At 34.0% G+C, this 22,682-nt stretch carries 18 protein-coding genes, 1 tRNA gene and 1 pseudogene; 14 read left to right on the top strand and 6 right to left on the bottom strand.

Annotated features, from left to right (window positions below):
- Positions 1-50: 50 nt before the first annotated feature.
- Together H6F32_RS03560 and H6F32_RS03555 are read right to left on the bottom strand one after the other, a co-directional pair.
- Positions 51-1,082 carry an SDR family oxidoreductase gene (locus tag H6F32_RS03560; protein WP_190367960.1) on the bottom strand — a complete coding sequence of 344 codons (1,032 nt, stop codon included), beginning with the start codon at positions 1,080-1,082 and terminating at the stop codon, positions 51-53.
- Between the two features lie 254 nt (positions 1,083-1,336).
- On the bottom strand, positions 1,337-1,438 hold the full coding sequence (locus tag H6F32_RS03555) for a PetM family cytochrome b6-f complex subunit 7 (RefSeq protein ID WP_190367959.1): 102 nt from the start codon (positions 1,436-1,438) through the stop codon (positions 1,337-1,339).
- Between the two features lie 359 nt (positions 1,439-1,797).
- On the opposite strand from H6F32_RS03555, the gene pdxA reads away from it, so the two are divergent.
- Entirely contained in the window at positions 1,798-2,832 is a 1,035-nt protein-coding gene (gene pdxA / locus H6F32_RS03550) for a 4-hydroxythreonine-4-phosphate dehydrogenase PdxA (RefSeq protein WP_190367958.1), read from the top strand.
- A 180-nt stretch (positions 2,833-3,012) separates the two neighbouring features.
- The gene (locus H6F32_RS21160) at positions 3,013-3,141 is read left to right on the top strand and encodes an opioid growth factor receptor-related protein (protein ID WP_190367957.1); all 129 of its coding nucleotides are present in this window, start codon (positions 3,013-3,015) and stop codon (positions 3,139-3,141) included.
- A gap of 111 nt (positions 3,142-3,252) precedes the next feature.
- Here the strand turns inward: H6F32_RS21160 and H6F32_RS03540 are convergent, their stop codons facing one another.
- A complete protein-coding gene (locus tag H6F32_RS03540) occupies positions 3,253-4,824 on the bottom strand; it encodes a TolC family protein (RefSeq protein ID WP_190367956.1) in 1,572 nt (523 codons plus the stop codon).
- 738 nt (positions 4,825-5,562) lie between these two features.
- Here H6F32_RS03540 and H6F32_RS03535 point away from each other — a divergent pair.
- The 8 genes from H6F32_RS03535 (at position 5,563) to H6F32_RS03500 (ending at position 12,353) form a co-directional block, all read left to right on the top strand.
- Positions 5,563-5,772 (top strand): DUF2997 domain-containing protein, encoded by a 210-nt coding sequence (locus H6F32_RS03535; protein ID WP_190367955.1) that lies wholly within the window; start codon positions 5,563-5,565, stop codon positions 5,770-5,772.
- Positions 5,773-5,811: 39 nt separating this feature from the next.
- Positions 5,812-6,198, top strand: a complete 387-nt coding sequence (locus H6F32_RS03530; protein ID WP_190367954.1) for a DUF1257 domain-containing protein — start codon at positions 5,812-5,814, stop codon at positions 6,196-6,198.
- Positions 6,198-6,650 carry a ferredoxin gene (locus H6F32_RS03525; RefSeq protein WP_190367953.1) on the top strand — a complete coding sequence of 151 codons (453 nt, stop codon included), beginning with the start codon at positions 6,198-6,200 and terminating at the stop codon, positions 6,648-6,650. Before H6F32_RS03530 ends, H6F32_RS03525 begins: the two co-directional genes overlap by 1 nt.
- Before the next feature lie 556 nt (positions 6,651-7,206).
- On the top strand, positions 7,207-8,997 hold the full coding sequence (locus H6F32_RS03520; protein WP_190367952.1) for a WD40 repeat domain-containing protein: 1,791 nt from the start codon (positions 7,207-7,209) through the stop codon (positions 8,995-8,997).
- 310 nt (positions 8,998-9,307) lie between these two features.
- Positions 9,308-9,673, top strand: coding sequence for a hypothetical protein (locus H6F32_RS03515; protein ID WP_190367951.1), 366 nt, complete (start codon positions 9,308-9,310; stop codon positions 9,671-9,673).
- 73 nt (positions 9,674-9,746) lie between these two features.
- Positions 9,747-10,745, top strand: coding sequence for an Rpn family recombination-promoting nuclease/putative transposase (locus H6F32_RS03510; protein WP_190367950.1), 999 nt, complete (start codon positions 9,747-9,749; stop codon positions 10,743-10,745).
- 73 nt (positions 10,746-10,818) lie between these two features.
- A complete protein-coding gene (locus tag H6F32_RS03505; RefSeq protein WP_190367949.1) occupies positions 10,819-11,817 on the top strand; it encodes an Rpn family recombination-promoting nuclease/putative transposase in 999 nt (332 codons plus the stop codon).
- 463 nt (positions 11,818-12,280) lie between these two features.
- Positions 12,281-12,353, top strand: a tRNA-Ala gene (locus H6F32_RS03500).
- A 242-nt stretch (positions 12,354-12,595) separates the two neighbouring features.
- On the opposite strand, the gene gloB is transcribed toward H6F32_RS03500, so the two are convergent.
- Both gloB and H6F32_RS20385 read right to left on the bottom strand, forming a co-directional pair.
- A complete protein-coding gene (gene gloB / locus H6F32_RS03495; RefSeq protein WP_190367948.1) occupies positions 12,596-13,369 on the bottom strand; it encodes a hydroxyacylglutathione hydrolase in 774 nt (257 codons plus the stop codon).
- 145 nt (positions 13,370-13,514) lie between these two features.
- Positions 13,515-13,637: pseudogene (locus tag H6F32_RS20385) on the bottom strand (IS630 family transposase); the annotation flags it as partial.
- Positions 13,638-13,990: 353 nt separating this feature from the next.
- Between H6F32_RS20385 and ileS the strand changes: the two are divergent.
- The 3 genes from ileS (at position 13,991) to H6F32_RS03480 (ending at position 19,144) form a co-directional block, all read left to right on the top strand.
- On the top strand, positions 13,991-16,873 hold the full coding sequence (gene ileS / locus H6F32_RS03490; protein WP_190367947.1) for an isoleucine--tRNA ligase: 2,883 nt from the start codon (positions 13,991-13,993) through the stop codon (positions 16,871-16,873).
- A 148-nt stretch (positions 16,874-17,021) separates the two neighbouring features.
- Entirely contained in the window at positions 17,022-17,858 is an 837-nt protein-coding gene (locus tag H6F32_RS03485; protein WP_190367946.1) for a carbohydrate ABC transporter permease, read from the top strand.
- A complete protein-coding gene (locus tag H6F32_RS03480; RefSeq protein ID WP_190367945.1) occupies positions 17,858-19,144 on the top strand; it encodes a lipid-A-disaccharide synthase-related protein in 1,287 nt (428 codons plus the stop codon). Before H6F32_RS03485 ends, H6F32_RS03480 begins: the two co-directional genes overlap by 1 nt.
- A gap of 677 nt (positions 19,145-19,821) precedes the next feature.
- On the opposite strand, the gene H6F32_RS03475 is transcribed toward H6F32_RS03480, so the two are convergent.
- Complete coding sequence (locus tag H6F32_RS03475) at positions 19,822-20,544, bottom strand: response regulator transcription factor (RefSeq protein WP_190367944.1); 723 nt, start codon at positions 20,542-20,544, stop codon at positions 19,822-19,824.
- An 827-nt stretch (positions 20,545-21,371) separates the two neighbouring features.
- Between H6F32_RS03475 and H6F32_RS03470 the strand changes: the two genes are divergently transcribed.
- Entirely contained in the window at positions 21,372-22,682 is a 1,311-nt protein-coding gene (locus H6F32_RS03470) for a HAMP domain-containing sensor histidine kinase (RefSeq protein ID WP_190367943.1), read from the top strand.

The raw sequence follows: 22,682 nt of genomic DNA, 5'->3' as shown, positions 1-22,682 counted from the left end.
TAGAGTGCGTTACTAAATAATTAACGCACCATAATCGAATTTTCAACTCCCTATTTACTATTAATTTTAGATGATTCTGGAGATGATTCTGAAGATGTTTGTTTAAATGGAGTTCTTTGTTTTTTCTGGTTTTTCTGCTTTTTATTTTTGTTTTTCTCGTAGTCTATTTCCTTGAGTTTTTTGGTAATGCGACTGAAATATTCTTGGAGATAAACTTCTACTGTGGTTGTTTGTTGTGCATCTAAACCAAATACTTTATAAACCTCGTCCATATTAGCATTTAAAGGTCTACCACTAGCTAATACTTCGGTAAAAGCTAATCTATCAGCTACATTCCATCCCCATTGAAAAAATCTTAAACTATTTTGTACAGTTCTTAATAAACCTAAAGGCATTCTGGTAATTTTCGCTTCTCTGTCTGATAAACGTTCACAAATACTGATAATTTCTTCTGCACTCCAAGCACGAGTACCCACTAAGGGAAAACTTCTTTTTTCGGTTTCTGGTACGCTTAAAGCACGAACAGCAAATTTAGCTATGTCCTGTGTATCCATATAAGCTATAGGTGAAGATTCACCTGTTACCCATACTGGTTGTTTTTCTAGTATAGGTATACCATATTGACCAATTAACCCTTGCATAAATCCAGCAAGTTGTAAAATTGTATAATTTAGTCCTGATTCAGCTAAGAATATTTCTGTACATTTCTTAATTTCCATTAGTGGTACATTGGGATATTTTTCAGCATCCAGGATGGAAAAGAAAATAAATCTGTCTATATTGGCAGCTTTTGCAGCTTGAATTAATGAAACTTGTCCTTGCCAGTCTACTTGTCTAATGGTTAGAGCATCTGTAGGACGTGATGTGGCTGCATCAATGACTGCTGTGATATCTTTTAATGGTTCTGTGAGAGTTTCGGGACGACAAAGATCACCTTTGACTAGTTCTGCTCCCCATTCTTTCAGAAATGCCGCTTTTTTGGGACTGCGAACCAAACAACGTACTTTATACCCTTCATCAATTGCGCGACGTGCAATTTGTCTACCCAATGTGCCGGTAGCACCTACTATCAATAATGTCATGGGGTCTTTATAAATTTTAATGTTTATGAAAAGAATCTTAACAGAATGTAAATAAAAGTTTACAGTTTTTTGATTTTTGGGTTATCAGCAATCAGTTATCAGGTTATAGTTTACTTTTATATGTGATATTTCTTAGGAAGAATGAGAATAATTAATTATAATAATAATTACCATAAGTTATATAATTATTACTAATTATTACTAATTATTAATTATTCATTCTTCATTCTTAATTGTTCCTAGATGCTTTGTTATTATTCAGCACCTTGTATTTTGAGTAATAACGCGCCTAAAGCCCAACCTACGAAGATGAGGCCGAATGATAACATCGCTGCGTTTAAGATTTCTCCGCTCATTTGCTGTAATTTTCCTTTGTGAGTTGTGTAAGTGAAGTCTAGGACTGATTTATATTGTAAACTAATTCGGGTTTTGGTGATTGGTAATCGGGAATTGGTGATTGCTTAATTGGATAATATGTATTTGATAAGCTATTGTGTTTTTAATTTTTAACTTGGATAATGCAAGCAAGATGCTTGCGCTACTGTAATTTCGGGTTTTTTGGTTATACAGTGAGTGCTACACATCAGCTTATGATATATATTTAAGCAGGCAAGATGCCTATTTTGCTAACAGGCAAGATGCCTATTTTGCTAACAGGCAAGATGCCTATTTTACTAACAGGCAAGATGCCTGCACTACTATAGAGGTTGATAAAATGCCACGTTTAGTTTTAACTATGGGTGATCCGGCGGGTATTGGCGCTGAAGTGATTTTAAAGGCTTTGGCTGATCAGGAAGTAATTAAAAATATTGATTTGGTAGTTGTAGGTAGTCGAAATTTATTAACAGAAAATTATGAGAATTTAATTAAATGTGGTTGTGTAGTAGCTAATCCTGATGATTTATTTATTATTGATGTACAAGTTGGTTCAGATACTCGACTTCTTAAAGAAGTCGGGTATCTTAGTGGTGCTGCTTCATTTGAATATATGCAGGTAGCGATCGCTCACATTTTAGCTGATAATTTTGATGGTATTGTTACAGGTCCAATTGCTAAATCTGCATGGAAAGCAGCAGGTTATAATTATCCTGGACAAACTGAACTTTTAGCCGAAAAAGCAGGTGTAAATAGGTTTGGAATGTTATTTGTAGGAAAATCACCTATTACTGGTTGGACATTAAGAACACTATTAGCAACTACTCATATACCTTTATGTGAAGTGAGTAAAACATTAAATCCAGAATTATTGAGTAGAAAATTAGATTTGTTGATTGAATGTCTGGAAAAAGATTTTGGTCTTAAAAGTGGTAAAATAGCGATCGCCGGATTAAATCCCCATAGCGGAGAAATGGGACAATTAGGAACAGAAGAGATAGATTGGTTAATACCTTGGTTAGAATTAGAAAGAGAAAAATATGTAAATTGGCAATTACAAGGACCAATTCCTCCAGATACAATGTGGGTTAAACCTGGTCAAGCATGGTATGGTTTAGGAGACATTAATCATAATATCAATAATGCCGCAGATGGCTATTTAGCACTATATCATGATCAAGGGTTAATTCCTGTGAAATTAATGGCATTTGATCGAGCAGTTAATACTACAATTGGTTTACCTTTTGTGAGAACTTCACCAGATCATGGTACTGCTTTTGATATTGTAGGAAAAGGAATTGCTGATGCTACAAGTATGAAAGCTGCGATTCAATTAGCAGCAGAATTAGTGAATCATAAATTATCGAGAGAATAAAAATGCCACAAATCTGGTATTTTGGATCTTTTTCAATCAGTCAGGATGTACAGGATGTAGAGTATACAGGATGCAGTGTATGATAACAGACATTGTGTGGTGGCGATAAAAGCACCCTCGTAACACAGGCATCTTGCCTGTTGACAGTGTACCTCATTTACCCACCGCAAAAAAGTATGGGTGCATTGGGGAAATCATAATCATTTACGTATCACAAGAATATTAAAAAGTTTGTGTTTATTAGGTTTAAAAAAGTATACCCAATCTTTGTTTAAATGTCTAACAGAAATCTATAATTTAGAAATTTAGACAAGGGAGAAATTACAAAATTGACTTTTTCCTACTGGGAAGAAGCAATTAAATAGAGTTTAGGGAAAACAGAAAACAGCAAGAAACTGCTTCCCAATTATCATTTTTCAATTATTGTTGAACCCATTTATTGAGAGTTATTCCTAAAAACTGTTCTAACTGAGCCATGAAGTTCAGATGAGTAATAATTGCATTTAATTCTTGGTTTTTAGCATCTACAACACCTTTTTCAAAGTTAATAATATCCGTCATAGAAACATTACTATTATTTTTCATTCTTTCCTTAGCACTATTCAGTCTTAATTGTGCTAAAACTGTAGCCTGTTGGGATAACTTAATTTGTGTATAACTATCCTTAACATTGCGAACTCTATTTCTTAATTCCTCATTCACATTATCCTTAGTCGTTTGTAAAGAATATTGAGCTTTTTGCAAATCAAGTTCACTTTTTAGAACAGCATTATCTTGATAAACGTTACCAAAATCACGACTTAATGTTAAAGATGACCTCAAATCCTTGTAATCTAAATAATCCGAATACTTGGCAATATTATCAGGTCCATAATAACCATAATTATTCAAGGCGTAATTGTAACTGACATTTAATCTTAAGTCTAGTTTTTGTTGATTTTTGGCTTGTCTTAAGGAAAATTTGGCATTTTCTACATTATTAAGAGCATAAAGATAACTTACACTATTCTCTTCAGCTAGTTTAATCATTTCTTCAAAACTGGGTAGGTTTAAACTATCTGGAGGTAGAGGTTTTTCTGCGGCCACCAGCATTTTTAGGGGTAAGTTGGTAGCTTCAGTTAAATCAGAAATAGCCTGAGTAAGATCGCTTTGTACAGCAACTAAATTTACTTCTTTTTGGGCTAGATCCGCTCGACGTTCAACTAAATCATTTTCAGTCAGTTTTCCTTCTTTCAATAGGGTTTCTAATTTTTTCAACTCTTCTTTAGCATTAGCAAAGGAAACTTGTTCAATTTTTAGTCTTTCTTGGGCTAGTAGTAACTTTCTATAACTTATTATAGAAGTAGTAATTGTTTGAGCTAGGGAGTTTCTAAAGGTTAACAAGTTGGCCTTTTCTGTTAATCTTGCGGTTTGAATACTCAAAGAGTTTAAACCTACTCCAAAATCTCTCAGTAGAGGTTGACTAATACCCACAGAAATACCATTAGCGAGAATATTTCTCTCTGAAGAATTACTATTAAATAAAAGATTATTTTTGGTTAAAAAATTTTCTCCATACCATTGTAAATTAAAATCAGCACCCGTGGGTAATTTTAAACGCATCTTAGCATTAAGACTCACCATACTATCCGTAGCATCACTAATCGAATAATTACTACCATTGTATTGATTCCTCAGATCCAGAGATAGTTGAGTGGTAAACACTGGATTAAACTTAGCTTCAGCTTCAGATAGTTGTGTTCTATCTATAATACGCTGTATATAAGCCATTTTTACGTCTCGATTATTTTGTAAAGCTAAATAAACTGCATCAACTAACTGCAAAGGTATGTCTTGATTAGGTTGATTTAAAAGCAATTCTATATCACGATTGACCTTTGGTAAACTTTGCTGACTAGGAATATCTTGAGATTTTGCTAAGTTGGGAAATAACAAAACTAAGCACAGAGATAAAATTGATTTTGTTAGTAAAAAACGATTTATACTGTTCATAACCTGGATTTAAGTATTCTAAATTGCATGAGTATACATAAAAGTTAAGATCACTAGTGACTCTTAATTGTGATTGATCATACCATACTGATGATATTTATGTATTTTATCTTTATAGGAATAATAATATTTGATTTATCAGATGATACTTAAGGTGTGTCAGATAAATCTGTTTCTGACCCATCCTACAATACTTAAATTTTGTTCAAAAATCAAATAAATCAAATAGGAATCCTATATATCATATTAACTAGTTATCTTAACTAGTTAATATGATATATAATATTACTCTCTTTTTGTCTAGTAAACTCAATATTAAGTAATATAACTGGTAAACTAAATACCTGAAGACTTGGTATAATGTATATCATACTTGTATTTGTTATCGTTAGTTCTGTATAAGTATATTTAACATGATCTATAAAATACAGAGATAATATTATACATTTAGTAACAATAAAAACTAGTTATTTATGTTACATCTTGATGAAATAGTTCAGGGATTACACATCTTCACAACAGGTAAAGTCCTTCAATGGATTGACTAATGGTTAATATTAGGAAAAACTTATGATTAACAAAGGTAAATACTACTGAAAATAATAATTTTTGTAAAGACTATAAGATATATATATTAAAAATATGGAACATTAGAAAACAAATAATTACTTTGTCTCTAGGTTCTGTGGCTAATTAAGCGGTTAGGTTCAAGCGTAGTATCGAGGTTGGCACAAAAGTATGGAAACACTAGAATTTATCATTTTCCCAGATGGTAGGGTACAGGAAAAAGTTACTGGCATTATCGGTAAATCCTGTGCTGAAGTGACAGCAGCTATAGAAGCGCAATTAGGTCACGTAGTGAACCAACAGCCAACTTCGGAATTTTTCGCCGAGAATACCCAAACTTCCGATGTGGTAAATACTCAAACCGCCTACAGCGAATGGTAAATTTTCCCACTAGTTCAGTTTTATTAATTACAAACCACTATGTCACATTTCAGCCAAATCAAAACCCAAATTCGTAACCTAGAATCTTTACAGGATGCACTTTCTGACTTAGGAATAGACTGGAAACCAGGTTCACAAGAAATACGTGGTTATCGCGGCCAAACCCATGCGGCAGAAGTTACCATTGAACAAGATAATGGTTATGATATCGGTTTCCGATGGAATGGTCAAGAATATGAATTAGTTGCAGATTTACAATATTGGCAACAGAATTTATCAGTGGATGGGTTTTTACGCCAAATAACACAACGTTACGCCTATCAAACTGTAGTGAAGGAAACGGCTAAAGTAGGTTTCCAAGTAGCTGAAGAACAAAAAAATGCAGATGGTTCAATTCGTTTAGTAGTACAACGCTGGAGTTCCTGATGTCTGACTTATCGCCGTCACTGGAAATACATGAAGAACACTATTCTGGTTTAGACCCGGAATTAGGCGGATATTTACGAGATGTAGCAGGGCGTTCTGGTTTAGAACCGGAACTGGGCGGCGTTGTCAGACAAAAAGGGGTCTATGTTGACGAAATTACCTGTATTGGCTGTAAACACTGCGCTCATGTAGCTCGTAATACTTTCTATATTGAACCTGATTATGGGCGATCGCGTGTCCTTCGTCAAGATGGTGATGCCGAAGGTATCATACAGGAAGCTATTGATACCTGTCCGGTTAACTGTATTCATTGGGTTGATTATACCGAATTGAAGAAGTTAGAAGAAGACAGAAAATATCAAGTAATTCCTGTAGTTGGTTATCCTGTGGAACATGGTGTCGTAGCTACGGAAAAACGCCGGAAAAAACAAAGGTTAAAAAAGTCTAATTAAAGTAGTTAGCTATCAGCAGTCAGCAGTCAGAATAAAGAATTTTCTCCCAACTTACAACTTACAACTCCTCGCACTCCGTTATTTCTGATAACTTCTTGATTTTTTGATAGCTTAATTTAATAAAATGTGTATCCTCGATTTTATTACAAAGTCGGGGATATTATTTTGTGATTTTAATTATAAAACCTGATGGCCGATAGCTAATAGCTGATAGCTAACTCCTACAAATTTCTGATATCTGTTTCCATCGAAACAGTAAATCATCAATAAACATAGATAGATTATATATAGCAGGAAAGATCAAAGACATTATTAAAAAATTTATTGTTGAGTTTATTTTTGCTTGGTGGTGATAATACTCAAACTCCTAGTTTACAGAATTTGAGTATGTATCTGCATCCTAGAAATAAAATTTGCTAATTAACAGAAAATTCAGCTAATTTTTGTGTTCTAGGAGACTGTTATCAAGACTGAATTTCTACTTAACTAAAGATTATAAAACTGAGTAATTGCATTGGTATCAGTTACCTTGATTGTGCAATAATTTGTCGTGATTATGCAAATGGATTGGATCAGCTTACTACAGGCGCAACAAATTGATTTTTTACACCGTGTAAAAAAGCCTAAAACTACAGATGTTTCGCTGTTAGAAAATCAAGTGAAAGGTTGTCACAGTGAAATCATGGCATTTTGCGGTGATTCCTTGACAAAAATTATCGAAGGTTCACGTCAAAAAGCAGAAATTCTGGCCAAAAATCCGCCACCAATACCTCCAGAATATCCTGAATCATCAAATTGGACAATACCTTTTTCTAAATATTTTCAGCATCAAGCAGAAGACTATTTAGTGCGTGAACAAATTGTAGATCGCATGATCGCAGAACGGTTACACAAACTGTTAAAAAAAGTGCCACAAAACACTTTAGAAAATATGATGTTGGATGATGAAGGAAATTTACACCATGAAAGTAAATTCACCTATTATTTAACTAATAATCCCCAAATTTCCGTACAGGTTCATGTAGCTGACGGGGAAAGTTTTAATGGTATTAAAAAAGATAAAATTCGCTGGACTATCACTCAAGATGATCTCAAAAATCATCATGTTTTAATTTTCCTGTGTTTATTTTATCCAGGTAATAGTAAAATTGCAGATCAAAGACAAACGGTAATTACTGGTTTTTTACCCACAAATCAGTTAGAATTTATTGATCCGCAAATTTATGTCACTCCTAGTAAATTATTATATGCAGGAGGGTTAAATTGGTATTTACAATCTTTAGATCCTCTCAATAGTATATCTGGAAAAGATGAAAAAATTACAGCAGAAATCATAGAAACTGTATCATCAGATCATCATCTTAAAGCTATTATTGGTGATTGGGAATGTTGGCAAACTTTATCAGGACATACTAGAGGTATTAATTGTTTAGCTTATACTATTAAAACTGTCATAGATGAAAGTTCAGGGTGGCAAAATGTTAAATATCTCCCTATTTTAGCTAGTGGTAGTCGTGGAGAAACTAAGTTATGGGATTTAAGTAAAGGTGAATTAATTACCACTTTGTCAGAGTATGATTGGAGTATGTCAGCAATAGTAGATGAAATTAATTCATTAGCTTTTAGTGATGATGGTCAAATATTGATGACAGTGGGTGCAGATTCTACTGTTAAAATGTGGCATACTGGGGCATTAGATTTAATTGATATTTGGCATAAACATCATGGTAATGTTAGATGTGTAGGATTTTATCCTGATGGTAAAATGGTGATGACTGGAGGAGATGATCGCAGAATTTTATTTTGGAATTTGCGCGATCGCTTAGTACAAAATATTCTATCATTAGATGATACTGCTGCCCATTCTATGGTATTAAGTGCCGATGGGAAAATTTTAATTACAGGGAGTTATCGCAAAATCAAAGTTTGGGAAACATCATCTTTTCTCAATCATAAAAATTGCTGTGAATGTGAACCTGTATATAATTTAATGGGACATTCTCACATAGTTAATTCTTTAGTTATCAGTAATGATAGTAAATATTTAATTAGTGGTAGTAGAGATAAAACCGTGAGAATTTGGAATTTAGCAACTGGGGAATTAATTCATATTCTCAAAGGACATGAAGATATAGTGAATACAGTAGCATTAAGTCCAGATCAAGAAATTATTGCCAGTGGAAGTGCAGATAAAACCATCAAAATATGGCATTTACACACAGGAGAATTATTAGCAACTTTTACAGGACATAGTAATAGTGTCACTGCGGCAACTTTTACCACTTCTGGAGAAATGTTAGTCAGTGCAAGTTTAGATAAAACTATTAAAATATGGCAAAGAAGTTAGGATAATAATATAGTAGTGTAGGTATCTTACCTGCACAATTACTAAAAATTTGTTAAGTTGTAAAATACTCAGGGATGATCAGCAATAATAAAAGCACCAACATAGACACAAAATCAAAAATATACACATTCACTGACTCTGTAATAGAAATTGCAGCAGAATCAGTAAAAATTTATTGAATATACTTGGGTAGAATTATTAATTTACAGTATTTATGAGTAATTTTTATCAATCATATTAAATATATAGTCAATGGAAATGGCAATTATCACAATTACTTTATGAAAGAGGTTATAATCGTAAAGAAATAGTGGATTTATATAAAGTCATTGATTTAATGATGACATTACCACCAGAATTACAAAGCAGTTTTGAAGGAAAAATAAATGAATATGAGGAGCAACGAAAAATGCCGTTATTAAGTAACATTGAAAGACGCGCTATGGAACGTGGTCAAGCAATAGGTCAGGAAAGAGGTCAGAAAACAAGCACTCAACAACATATCATCAAATTACTACAAAAAAGATTTGGTGAACTTCCTAAAAATCTCCTCACAACTATTAACGAAATTGAGGATATGTCTTTGCTAGAATATCTACACTTAGAAACAATTAGTGTTAATTCAGTGGGAGAATTTGCCGAATTAATTAAACAAAATCCATCTGAAGAAAATTAAATAATAAAACATAGTACAATATTGTGTAACAGGCATCTTGCCTGTTTTTTTAATTAAAAATCGCACCAAAAAAATGACAGAGATAACAGCAAATTATGACGAAACATGGAAAGAAGTAATAGGAGACTACTTTGAATCATTTCTATTATTCTTTTATCCCCATATCCATAAACAAATAAACTGGGAAAAAACACCAATACCCCTAGACAAAGAACTAGAACAAATTACCGCATCATCACAAACAGAAAAACGCCATGCAGACAAACTATTTAAAGTGTGGCTATTAGATGGACAAGAAGTATGGATATTAATTCACTTGGAAGTACAAAGTCAATATGACAAAGAATTTCCATTAAGAATGTATATCTATAACTATAGAGCATTTGACCTATATCAAAAACCAGTAATCAGTTTAGCAATATTAGGAGATGAAAGCAAAACATGGCGACCAAATAGTTATGAATATGGCATGGGAGAAAGTAAAGTAACCATGAAGTTTAGTATCGTGAAACTACTAGACTATCAATGGTCAGAACTAGAGCAAAATCAGAATATATTTGCTATAGTAGTAATGGCACATTTAAAAACCAAAGCCACCACTAGTAATTTAAGCGCAAGAGAACAATGGAAATGGCAATTATCACGATTACTTTATGAAAGAGGTTATAATCGTAAAGAAATAGTGGATTTATATAAAGTCATTGATTTAATGATGACATTACCACCAGAATTGCAAAGCAGTTTTGAAGGAAAAATAAATGAATATGAGGAGCAACGAAAAATGCCGTTATTAAGTAACATTGAAAGACGCGCTATGGAACGTGGTCAAGCAATAGGTCAAGCAATAGGTCAAGCAATAGGTCAGGAAAAAGGTCAGAAAACAAGCACTCAACAACATATCATCAAATTACTACAAAAAAGATTTGGTGAACTTCCTAAAAATCTCCTCACAACTATTAACGAAATTGAGGATATGTCTTTGCTAGAATATCTACACTTAGAAACAATTAGTGTTAATTCAGTGGGAGAATTTGCCGAATTAATTAAACAAAATCCATCTGAAGAAAATTAAATAATAAAACATAGTACAATATTGTGTAACAGGCATCTTGCCTGTTTTTTTAATTAAAAATCGCACCAAAAAAATGACAGAGATAACAGCAAATTATGACGAAACATGGAAAGAAGTAATAGGAGACTACTTTGAATCATTTCTATTATTCTTTTATCCCCATATCCATAAACAAATAAACTGGGAAAAAACACCAATACCCCTAGACAAAGAACTAGAACAAATTACCGCATCATCACAAACAGAAAAACGCCATGCAGACAAACTATTTAAAGTGTGGCTATTAGATGGACAAGAAGTATGGATATTAATTCACTTGGAAGTACAAAGTCAATATGACAAAGAATTTCCATTAAGAATGTATATCTATAACTATAGAGCATTTGACCTATATCAAAAACCAGTAATCAGTTTAGCAATATTAGGAGATGAAAGCAAAACATGGCGACCAAATAGTTATGAATATGGCATGGGAGAAAGTAAAGTAACCATGAAGTTTAGTATCGTGAAACTACTAGACTATCAATGGTCAGAACTAGAGCAAAATCAGAATATATTTGCTATAGTAGTAATGGCACATTTAAAAACCAAAGCCACCACTAGTAATTTAAGCGCAAGAGAACAATGGAAATGGCAATTATCACGATTACTTTATGAAAGAGGTTATAATCGTAAAGAAATAGTGGATTTATATAAAGTCATTGATTTAATGATGACATTACCACCAGAATTGCAAAGCAGTTTTGAAGGAAAAATAAATGAATATGAGGAGCAACGAAAAATGCCGTTATTAAGTAACATTGAAAGACGCGCTATGGAACGTGGTCAAGCAATAGGTCAAGCAATAGGTCAAGCAATAGGTCAGGAAAGAGGTCAGAAAACAAGCACTCAACAACATATCATCAAATTACTACAAAAAAGATTTGGTGAACTTCCTAAAAATCTCCTCACAACTATTAACGAAATTGAGGATATCGCTCTACTGGAAAGGTTAATTTTAGAAACAATTAGCGTTAATTCAGTGGGAGAATTTGCCGAATTAATTAAACAAAATTCATCTGGAGAAAATTAAATAATAAAACATAGTACAATATTGTGTAACAGGCATCTTGCCTGTTTTTTTAATTAGGGGTTGCTGAAAAAGTCGAAAAAACCTTGAGGAGAATTGAGTGTGTATTCTGGCAGAAGTAAAGCTGCCGACTTTTCATTAAAAATCTAAAAATAATTAAAAATCTAAAAATAATTAAAAATCTAAAAATATTTTACCATCAGGACGACGGTCACGAGTGGACTGGCAGACCACAAAATATATCAAGCCCTCCCCCTATACCCGCAATAGGTTTTTACAGTTATTAGTTTGTGCGGTAATTGGTAAGTTTAAGTGCATATTTTCTGGGCAACCCTGGAGAAATAAATCGCAGAAATAGTAATTTTTAGTATAACAACTTATGCAAAAAGTTGGGAACTTAATTTTTTTGCTCACCTCCTTGACATTATCACTATGATCTGTGTTATAATGAATAACGTAATAAAATGGGGTTATAGCTCAGTTGGTAGAGCGCTTGAATGGCATTCAAGAGGTGAGGGGTTCGATTCCCCTTAACTCCATAATATAAACACCGCACTATATTTAGTTTTATATTTAGTTTTCAAAGTTTATCTGGTAGAAAATTCTGGTGGCAAACTCAACACTCTCAAAAATAGTTTTATACCAAATTTATACCAAATGCTTATGAATGGGGAACTAGTTAAAACCCTTATCTAGTCTTTATTTGAACTAATTTAGTCAGGAATAAGGATGAAATGATTTTTAGGTAGTTTGATAGTTGGTTAACAAAGTTAACTAATAACTAAAAATTATCCTTCATTCCGCGAATGCGGGTGAAAGTTTGTATGGGATCATTGCTTTTAGCTGATGCTTGTAAAGCTGGTTCTTCCCAGCGTAAAAAAGGATTTGTTAATTTTTCCACTCCTAATAAAGACGGAACTGTAGGATTTAATTTTTCTCGTTGTATCTTGACTTCCTCAAAACGTTTTTGTAAATCTGCATTTTCACTATCTACTGTGACAGCAAACTTTAAATTACTTAAAGTATATTCATGGGCGCACCAAACATGAGTATTATCAGGTAAATTACGTATTTTACTAAGGGAACTTACCATTTGTGCTGGTGTACCCTCAAATAAACGTCCACAACCTCCAGCAAAGAGAGTATCACCACAAAATAACTCTCCTGTATCATGGGGAATCACTGGGGGGAAATAATAAGCAATATGAGCGCGGGTATGGCCAGGAACAAATAAAACTTCGGCAGTACGGTTGGCAAATTGTACGCGATCGCCATCCTGTAAAAATACCTGTTGTCCTGGAATCCTCCCCCGATCTGCCGCACCTCCATAAACTACCACCTTGGGGAACCGTGCTATTAACTTCTCATTACCACCTACATGATCATAATGATGATGTGTGTTAAAAATTGCTACTAAATCTGCCCCCATAGTCTCAATTTGATGTAATATTGGTTCAACTTCTGCTGGATCTACCACAGCTACAGTATTTTCTTGGCTATCATGTAGCAAAAATACATAGTTGTCTGAAAGTGCTGGCAAACGAATTATTTGCATTAGCTTCTCCTCACAAAGATATAATTGCTATTTATTCATAATCCTAACTTAGATTAACTCATAAGATGTTGATCTATATTGCTAGGATTACCTTTAAGACGCTCAAAATTAAGTTCCGAACGATTATAAAAACGCTGATAAGTAGTTATGCAAAATTAATTACATATTCTTTGCCAAAATCTCGAATGACTTTTTCAACATAATTAACTAAATTCTGCCAACTAGAGTAAGCATCTATTTCTATCCATTCATATTTCATAAATCGCCAGTGCTATAGCTGGTAAGGCTAATGTTTTAGTAACAGTTAATTTTAAAGATTTCATTTCCAATGATACGCGCATTATTCAGCCAGATAGACACCTGATTTATACTACACCTAATCATGCTTTTCATATTATACATCCTGATTTGATGATGGAATGGTTACGTCAGGGTATAATCCCGGATTTGCATGATTTTAAATAAAAAATATTGTATCTATTGTAAACCTGAGCAATCAAAAAATGTAGGTTGGGTCGAACGAAGTGAAACGCAACATTAACATCAGATTACCCCATCCTACAATCATGCCATCTCTTATAATTGATCAAATAACTGCAAACATATCTTAGGCATGACACCGTGACTGAACCTGGACAATACAAAGATACCGTTAACCTTCCCAAAACTAACTTTGATATGCGGGCAAACGCAATTAAACGCGAACCCGAAATCCAAAAATTCTGGGAAGAAAACCACATTTATTCTCAACTAGCTGAAAACAACCACGGCGAATTATTTATACTGCATGATGGTCCCCCCTACGCTAACGGCCAATTGCATATTGGACACGCTTTAAATAAGATTCTCAAAGATATTATTAACCGTTACCAACTCCTCCAAGGTCGTAAAATTCGCTACGTTGCAGGCTGGGACTGTCACGGATTACCTATTGAGCTAAAAGTTCTGCAAAATATGAAACAAGCAGAACGCCAAAATCTTACACCTTTACAATTGCGTCAAAAAGCTAAACAATTTGCTCTCGGCGCTGTTGAAGATCAACTTAAAAGTTTTAAACGCTATGGGATTTGGGGCGATTGGGAAAATCCCTATCTGACTTTAAAGCCTGAGTACGAAGCTGCACAAATCGGCGTATTTGGCGAAATGTACTTAAAAGGTTATATCTATCGTGGTTTAAAGCCTGTACATTGGAGTCCTAGTTCTAAAACCGCTTTGGCTGAAGCTGAATTAGAATATCCTGAAGGCCACGTTTCTCGCAGTATTTACGCCGCTTTCCCAGTGGTTAAGGTTGCGGACAAGGTAAAAACCGTTTTAGAGCCTTTGATGCCCGATTTAGGCGTGGCTGTGTGGACAACTACACCCTGGACTATCCCCGGTAATTTGGCGGTGGCTGTAAATGGTGCGTTAAATTATGCAGTGGTGGAAGTCTCACGCAAAGACGCAGAGGCGCAGAAAGGATGTAAGTATCTAATTGTGGCCGCAGAGTTGGTGGAACGTTTATCAGTGGTTTTAAATGCTGATTTGACAGTAAAATCCACATTTTTGGGGCAAGATTTAGAACATACTATTTACCATCATCCCTTATTTAACCGTGAAAGTCCGGTGGTGATTGGTGGTGATTATATCACTACTGAGTCTGGTACTGGTTTGGTTCATACTGCTCCTGGTCATGGTCAAGAAGATTACATTGTTGGACAACGTTACGGTTTACCAGTTCTTGCACCAGTAGATGATAGTGGTAATTTCACGGATGAAGCCGGTAATTTTTCTGGTTTAAATGTTCTGAGTGAAGGTAATCAAGCGGTTATTGATGCTTTAAATGAGGTCGGTTCTCTGTTGAAAGAATCTCCCTATGAGCATAAATATCCCTATGATTGGAGAACCAATAAACCCACGATTTTCCGAGCTACTGAACAATGGTTTGCTTCTGTGTCCGGTTTTAGAGAAGATGCTTTAAAGGCGATCGCTTCAGTAAGGTGGATTCCAGCACAAGGTGAAAACCGCATTACTCCAATGGTAGCAGAAAGATCCGATTGGTGTATCTCTCGTCAGCGTTCTTGGGGTGTTCCCATTCCTGTGTTCTATGATGAGGAAACGGGCGAACCTTTGTTAAATGCAGATACTATTAATCACATTCAAGCCATTTTTGCCGCAAAGGGTTCCGATGCTTGGTGGGAATTGTCTGTGGAGGAGTTATTACCGGAACAATACCGCAATAACGGTAAAAAATACCGTCGAGGTACAGATACGATGGATGTATGGTTTGATTCTGGTTCTTCTTGGGCAGCAGTAGCTAAACAAAGACCAGAGTTAAGTTACCCTGCTGATATGTATTTGGAAGGTTCTGATCAACATCGGGGATGGTTTCAATCTTCTTTGTTAACTAGTGTGGCAGTTAATGGCATTGCACCTTATAAAACTGTATTAACTCATGGTTTTGTGTTAGATGAACAAGGCCGAAAAATGAGTAAGTCGGTGGGGAATGTGGTTGATCCGCAAGTGATGATTAATGGTGGTAAGGATCAGAAAAAAGAACCCGCCTATGGTGCTGATGTTTTGCGGTTGTGGGTCTCTTCTGTAGACTATTCTGGTGATGTGCGTTTGGGTGGTAACATCATGAAACAACTGGCTGACGTTAGGAATAAAATTCGTAATACAGCGCGGTTTTTATTAGGTAGTTTACATGATTTTGATCCTCAAAAAGATGCTGTAGCTTTTGCTGATTTACCAGAATTGGATAAATATATGCTACACCGCATCCGGGAAGTATTTAATGAGGTAACGACAGCTTTTGATACTTTTCAATTCTTCCGCTTTTTCCAAACTGTACAGAATTTCTGTGTAGTTGACTTGTCAAACTTTTATTTAGATGTTGCCAAAGATAGATTATATATCAGTGCTGCTGATAGTTTCCGTCGTCGTAGTTGTCAAACAGTTTTACAAATTGCGTTGGAAAATTTAGCTAAAGCGATCGCTCCCGTTTTGTGTCATACTGCGGAAGATATTTGGCAATTTATCCCCTATAAAACACCTTATAAATCAGTTTTTCAAGCTGGTTGGATTAAGGTAGATGATCAATGGGAAAATACAGCATTAGCGGAATTTTGGGATACTCTACGTACACTCCGCACTGATGTTAATAAAGTGATGGAACAAGCGAGAATTGAAAAATTAATTGGTTCATCTCTGGAAGCTAAAGTATTAGTAAATATTCCCCATCCACAGTTGCATGAAACTATCAAAAGTTTTAATACAACTAAAGGAAATGCAGTGGATGAATTGCGGTATCTACTATTAGCATCTCAAGTAGAAATAGTAGATGATGCTGTAAAATTATCTGAGATTAAATACACAGCAACCACAGAAAACTGGACAATTGGAATAGTAAATGCAGATGGTCAAAAATGCGATCGCTGTTGGAATTATTCCACCCATGTGGGAGAATCATCAGAACATCCATTATTATGTGAACGTTGTGTTCCTGCATTAGCTGGGGAATTTTAATATCATGTAATGTAAGGGTTTAGCACTGCTGAACCCTTACCAAAGAGATTATACATATTACACATAGTAGGAAAATCAACACTATGAAAACTCAAACACCTGTTGTTAACCCTTATTATACCATAATTACCAACTACCCAATTTGAAAATGACCAACTCCCGAAAATCTACCATCAAAACTTTATTAATCTACAGCATTTTAAGCGTCATTGCCATAATCATGCTATTTCCCATGCTATGGTTAATTAGCACCTCCTTAAAATCTCCCACGGAAAATATATTTCAATCTCCACCAGAACTATTGCCTAGTCAACCCACATTGAATAACTTTGCTCAAGTTTGGCAATCTTTACCTTTTGGACAATATTTATATAATAGTATTTTCGTTTCTGTTTTAACAGTGGGATTAAATTTATTATTTTGTTCCTTAGCTGCTTATCCCTTAGCTAGACTGTCTTTTTTAGGTAAAAATGCTATTTTCATCGCCATAGTTACTACCATCATGATTCCTTTTCAAATTGTGATGATTCCCCTGTATATTTTAACTATAAAACTGGGATTGAGAGATAGTTATTTAGGGATAATTTTCCCTAGTTTAGCTTCTGCTTTTGGTATTTTTCTATTGCGTCAAGCCTTTTTAAGTGTTCCTAAAGAACTGGAAGAAGCAGCAAGATTAGATGGTAGTTCGGAGTTAGGACTATGGTGGCATATTATGTTACCTGCCATTCGTCCAGCTTTAATTACTTTAGCAATTTTTGTGTTTATTGGCAGTTGGAGTGATTTTTTATGGCCATTAATTGTGATTCAAAATGAAAATTTATATACCTTACCCTTGGGAGTTGCTAAACTAGCTGGTACTTTTTCTTTAGATTGGCGCTTAGTTGCCGCTGGTTCGGTAATTTCTATTCTGCCAGTTTTAATTCTCTTTCTGTTTTTACAAAAATATATCGTCCCTACTGATACGGGTAGCGGTGTGAAAGGATAATGAATAACTCTTGTTTAAATCTACTTGTTTTAAGTAATGGTCATGGTGAAGATATTATTGCTGTTAGAATTATACAGGCTTTAAGAAATTTATCCACACCTGTAACACCTATAACTATTTCTGCTTTACCTATAGTGGGAGAAGGTTTAGCTTATCAGAAAATAAATGTACCTATTATTGGTAAAGTCCAAAATATGCCTTCTGGTGGCTTTATTTATATGGATAGTAAAGAATTAATGCGGGATGTGTCCGGTGGTTTAGTCCAGTTAACCTGGAGTCAAATTCAAACAGTGCGGGGTTGGGCGCGTCACAAAAGGGGTTTAAATCACAAAAACATCATTTTAGCAGTTGGGGACATTGTACCTCTGTTATTTGCGGCTGTAAGTGGTGCTAATTACGCTTTTGTGGGTACGGCTAAGTCAGAATATTATGTGCAGGATGAGTTGGGTTTATTGTCGCGGGAGTCGCGGTTGGCGTTTTTAGAACATTTTTCGGGTTCTATTTATCATCCTTGGGAAAGATGGTTAATGGGTTTAAAACGTTGTTTAGCAGTTTTTCCTAGAGATACTTTAACCACAGAAATTTTACAAAAGTTTTCTGTACCAGCGTTTGATGTTGGTAATCCCATGATGGATAATTTAGATCCAAGTTGGGATAGTTTTGATCGGGAAAAGAGCGGTTTATCCGATTATTTGGTGGTGACTTTATTACCTGGTTCTCGTGCGCCGGAAGTGTATAATAATTGGAGCGTAATTATGACGACGGTATCAGCTTTAATGGATGGTTTAGAAAATAGAAAAATGATGTTTTTAGGAGCGATCGCTCCTGGTTTAGATGTTACTATTTTATCAGAAATGGTAGAAAATTCTGGCTGGAAAATTTGCAATAGTTATCCTATCAAAATTAGCGATAATCATTATTTAACTTGGGAAAAACAAGGACATTATATAATATTAACTCAGTCAGCTTATAATGATTGTTTACATTTAGGGGATGTGTCCATAGCAATGGCCGGAACAGCAACTGAACAGTTTATAGGTTTAGGAAAACCAGCAATAGCAATACCAGGAAAAGGTCCCCAATATAACCCAGATTTTGCCGAAGCCCAAAGTCGTTTATTAGGTATATCATTAAGATTAATTAATCATCCAACACAGGTAAATACTGCAATGGACTTATTATTAAGTAACTGGGAATTACGCCAGAAAATATGCCAAAATGGTCAACAAAGAATGGGAAAACCAGGTGCGGCGAAAAGAATTGCTCAATGTTTATTGAATGTTTAACAACATTATCTTAAAACCGTAATTTAGGGAAGATACAATTATGTTTTCTGCGCTCTCTTTATTTTCAGGTAATCGTGTCGTGGTATGGATATTGATCCCTACTTTTGTCAAACGTTTAGCTGCACATCAGCTTACCAAATAATTCGCAACGGAATATTAGTTTAGCAATCATGCAGTATTTTACTGATTTAGATAGTAAAAATCAAATGTCTTTTTAACAAACTATACATGGTGATTCAGGTATAAATTTTGATGGAAATAATACTTTTACTGAGATTTTATTACCTAAATTAGCTCCTCCTAAAGTTGAACTATTAAAAGCAATCTTAATAGGAATTACGCAAGTGTCACACTAAAAAATCTGTTGAGTGGGTGCGTCAGATATCAACAATTTGGTTATTTACATGATTTATACTGTCTGACGTGGTTGGTGAGCTTGTCGAACCACACCCTACCCTACCAATGTGCCAGTTGCGTAAGTCCTGCTTAAGAATAAAAATGGATGGAATATTTAAACTGTAATTATTCAGCTTTCAGTAATCAGTAATCAGCTTTGGTACTTCTATGGAAGGATAAATTGTATGATATCATAATTTCATCTCATTAGGCTTATATTTGTGTTTCTTAGCCTTTTCCTGATATCTGACTACTAACCACTGACAACTGAAAGCTAATAACTAAACCACTAAACCCGAACGTAAAGCCCTCACAGCAGCCTGAGTACGATCATCAGCGCACAATTTATTTAAAATATTGCGAACATGAGTTTTTACCGTCCCCACAGTAATGTATAATTTTTCTGCTATTTGTCCATTACTACAACCACCGACAATTAACTCCAAAATTTCTAATTCTCGTTGAGTTAAAGGATAGGTTTCTAAAACCTGTTCATATTCCGTTGATAAAGCCTCTATTTTCACAGTTTTTGGTTTATCAGATGATTGATTGTCTCCAGATACATCCTGACGCATTTTCTTTAATACCACATTAGCGATCGCTGGATCAATCCACGCATTACCATGATAAGTGACTTGTACAGCTTCCGTAAACTTACTAATACTAGTTTCCTTCATATAATAAGAATCAGCACCAGCAGCAAACGCAGCTAAAACCGCATCTTCTGTATTATCCATCGTCAAAATTAAAACCTTCGTTTGATATTGTCCCGTATCTGACTGAAAGCGTTTTAACTTGCGTGTCAACTCAATACCATCCATATCTGGTAAACCAATATCTATTACAGCCACATCAGGTTTGAGAGTTTCCAGCAACTTTAAACCTTGAGTAGCATTAGCAGCTTCCCCAATAACCTTTAAACCCCCATGAGTATGTAAAGTGGCCTTTAAACCCATCCTTGTCAAATCATGATCTTCAATTAATACAACAGTAATTTCATTCATTATTAAAAACACCCACCATTATACAAAATCTTTCATCTATCAATTTATCTAACAACTTAGTCTAATTTATCCACACCTAAGATAGATGATTGTTTGCTCTTTTAACATCCATCAAGAGAAAGATAAATTTTTACTTCTACTATGAAGAATAATAAAAAAAATCTATCTTCAGATATATTGATATCTTTTCCAAAATAGAAGAAAGTACAACAGAAATTTCATAGTATCACAGCCCATAAATAGCAAATCAACATTAGTCATATCCAGATTATGTATAAGAGTTTACAGAAAATATTAAAGTATCTTTAGGAGAAAATTAACGTGTTATAAGATGTAACAACAATATAATAGATTGATTACTATGTTAATTGGCACCTTTACCCCTAGCATAGTTCGTACTTGGCTTCGCTAATCCGCAAGCGAAATAAAAACTGTGGTTCTGAAAATAACTGTAATTAATGAGTAACTTATAGTAATTTAGAATCATTTTAAGAATGTCCAAATATAACAGTGAAATATAATAGTGACAAATAATAGTAAATAGAACGAATAGCCAAAAAACACAAACATTTCCAACTTTAGTAAGATACAGCAGTTTCCGTTATTATGAGGTACAAATGTTAATGATAAAACCCTTGTAAAACAGGCATCTTGCTGTGTTCATAGTGTACCTCATGTAGATGGAATGTGCTGTAATATCCAAATACTATACTGTCACAAGTGCCTAAATAAAAATCAAATATAAAGGTTAAAATTATTTCCGTTATCATATTCATGAACATCAGTAACAATTTCACATAAAATAAACCATAAAAAACCAAAAAACCATGAACAATACTCTTAAAGTCTTAATAATAGCTAAGGAAAAAGACTGTGAACAAATCAATCTAGCTTTAGATAAATCCTCCATTAAGATAGAGTTGCAAACAGCAATTAATAGTGATCAAGGAATTATCGCTTTAAAAAATAAGCGATATGATTGTCTATTATTAGAACAGACATTACTGGAACAAAATCTTAGTCAATTAATTAATAAACTACAATTAGGAGAAAATACATTTCCTGTAATTGTAATTAACGCAAAAGAAAATAGTGGAAAACTGATAAACTGTATGCCCATAGAAGTGATTGAATACCTACAAAAATCTACAATATTAGCAGGAAATCTTGAATATATCATCAAAAATGCAATCCGCATTCATGCAACAGAAACGGTGTTAAAAACAACCTGTCATAAATTAAACAATTGCCAGAAAATTTTGATTAATAGAAATCGAAAAATAGAACAACAACAGCAAGAAATTAACTCACAAAAACTACAAATATCCCAACTGTCAAGACAAAAATCATTGTTTTTGAAAATAATATCCCATGAATTGAGAACTCCTATGAACTCCATTATTGGATTTTCACAACTACTCTTACATGATAAATCCCATAGTTTAAATCAAGAACAAGCGGATATGATCAACCGTATCTTAACTAATAGTAAGCATTTATTAATGCTATTAAATCAAATGATAGATTATACAAAAATACATACTGGTAAATTAAAATTAAAACCAGAAATTTTCAACTTATCTAATCTAGTAGATCAAACAGTTAGAGAGATAAAAATATTAGCAAAAGCCAAAAATTTATCTCTGTTATTTAATGTAGAACTAGAGAATAAATTGATTGTAAACGACAGATTAAAATTGGAGAAAATATTAATTAACTTATTATCTAATGCTGTTAAATTCACAGAATCAGGTGGGATTTTTTTGCATATAGCTGAAACATCAAAAAAACAATTAACAATTACTGTAAAAGATACAGGAATTGGTATTAATAAACAGAAATTACCAGAGATTTTTGTACCATTTACACAAGTTGAACAGGGAAATACCCGCAAATATTCTGGGGTAGGAATAGGTTTAGCAACTATTGAAGGATTAGTAAAAATTATGGGAGGTAAAATATATATTCAAAGCCAAATAGGATTAGGTACAAAAATTCAGATAGTATTACCACTGAATATGAAGTTTTCAGAAAATCTATTTAACAAAGTTGAAGATCAAATTATAGAGGACATACAAATTATCAAACAACCATCAAATATGGTTATTGGTAATTGTTACCACTTAAAACAAGGTTAG

This window comes from Anabaena sp. FACHB-1237, assembly GCF_014696225.1.
Classification (GTDB): Bacteria; Cyanobacteriota; Cyanobacteriia; order Cyanobacteriales; family Nostocaceae; genus FACHB-1237.
The sequence above is the reverse complement of the archived record's forward strand: the minus strand, read 5'-3'. Positions and strand labels throughout refer to the sequence as shown.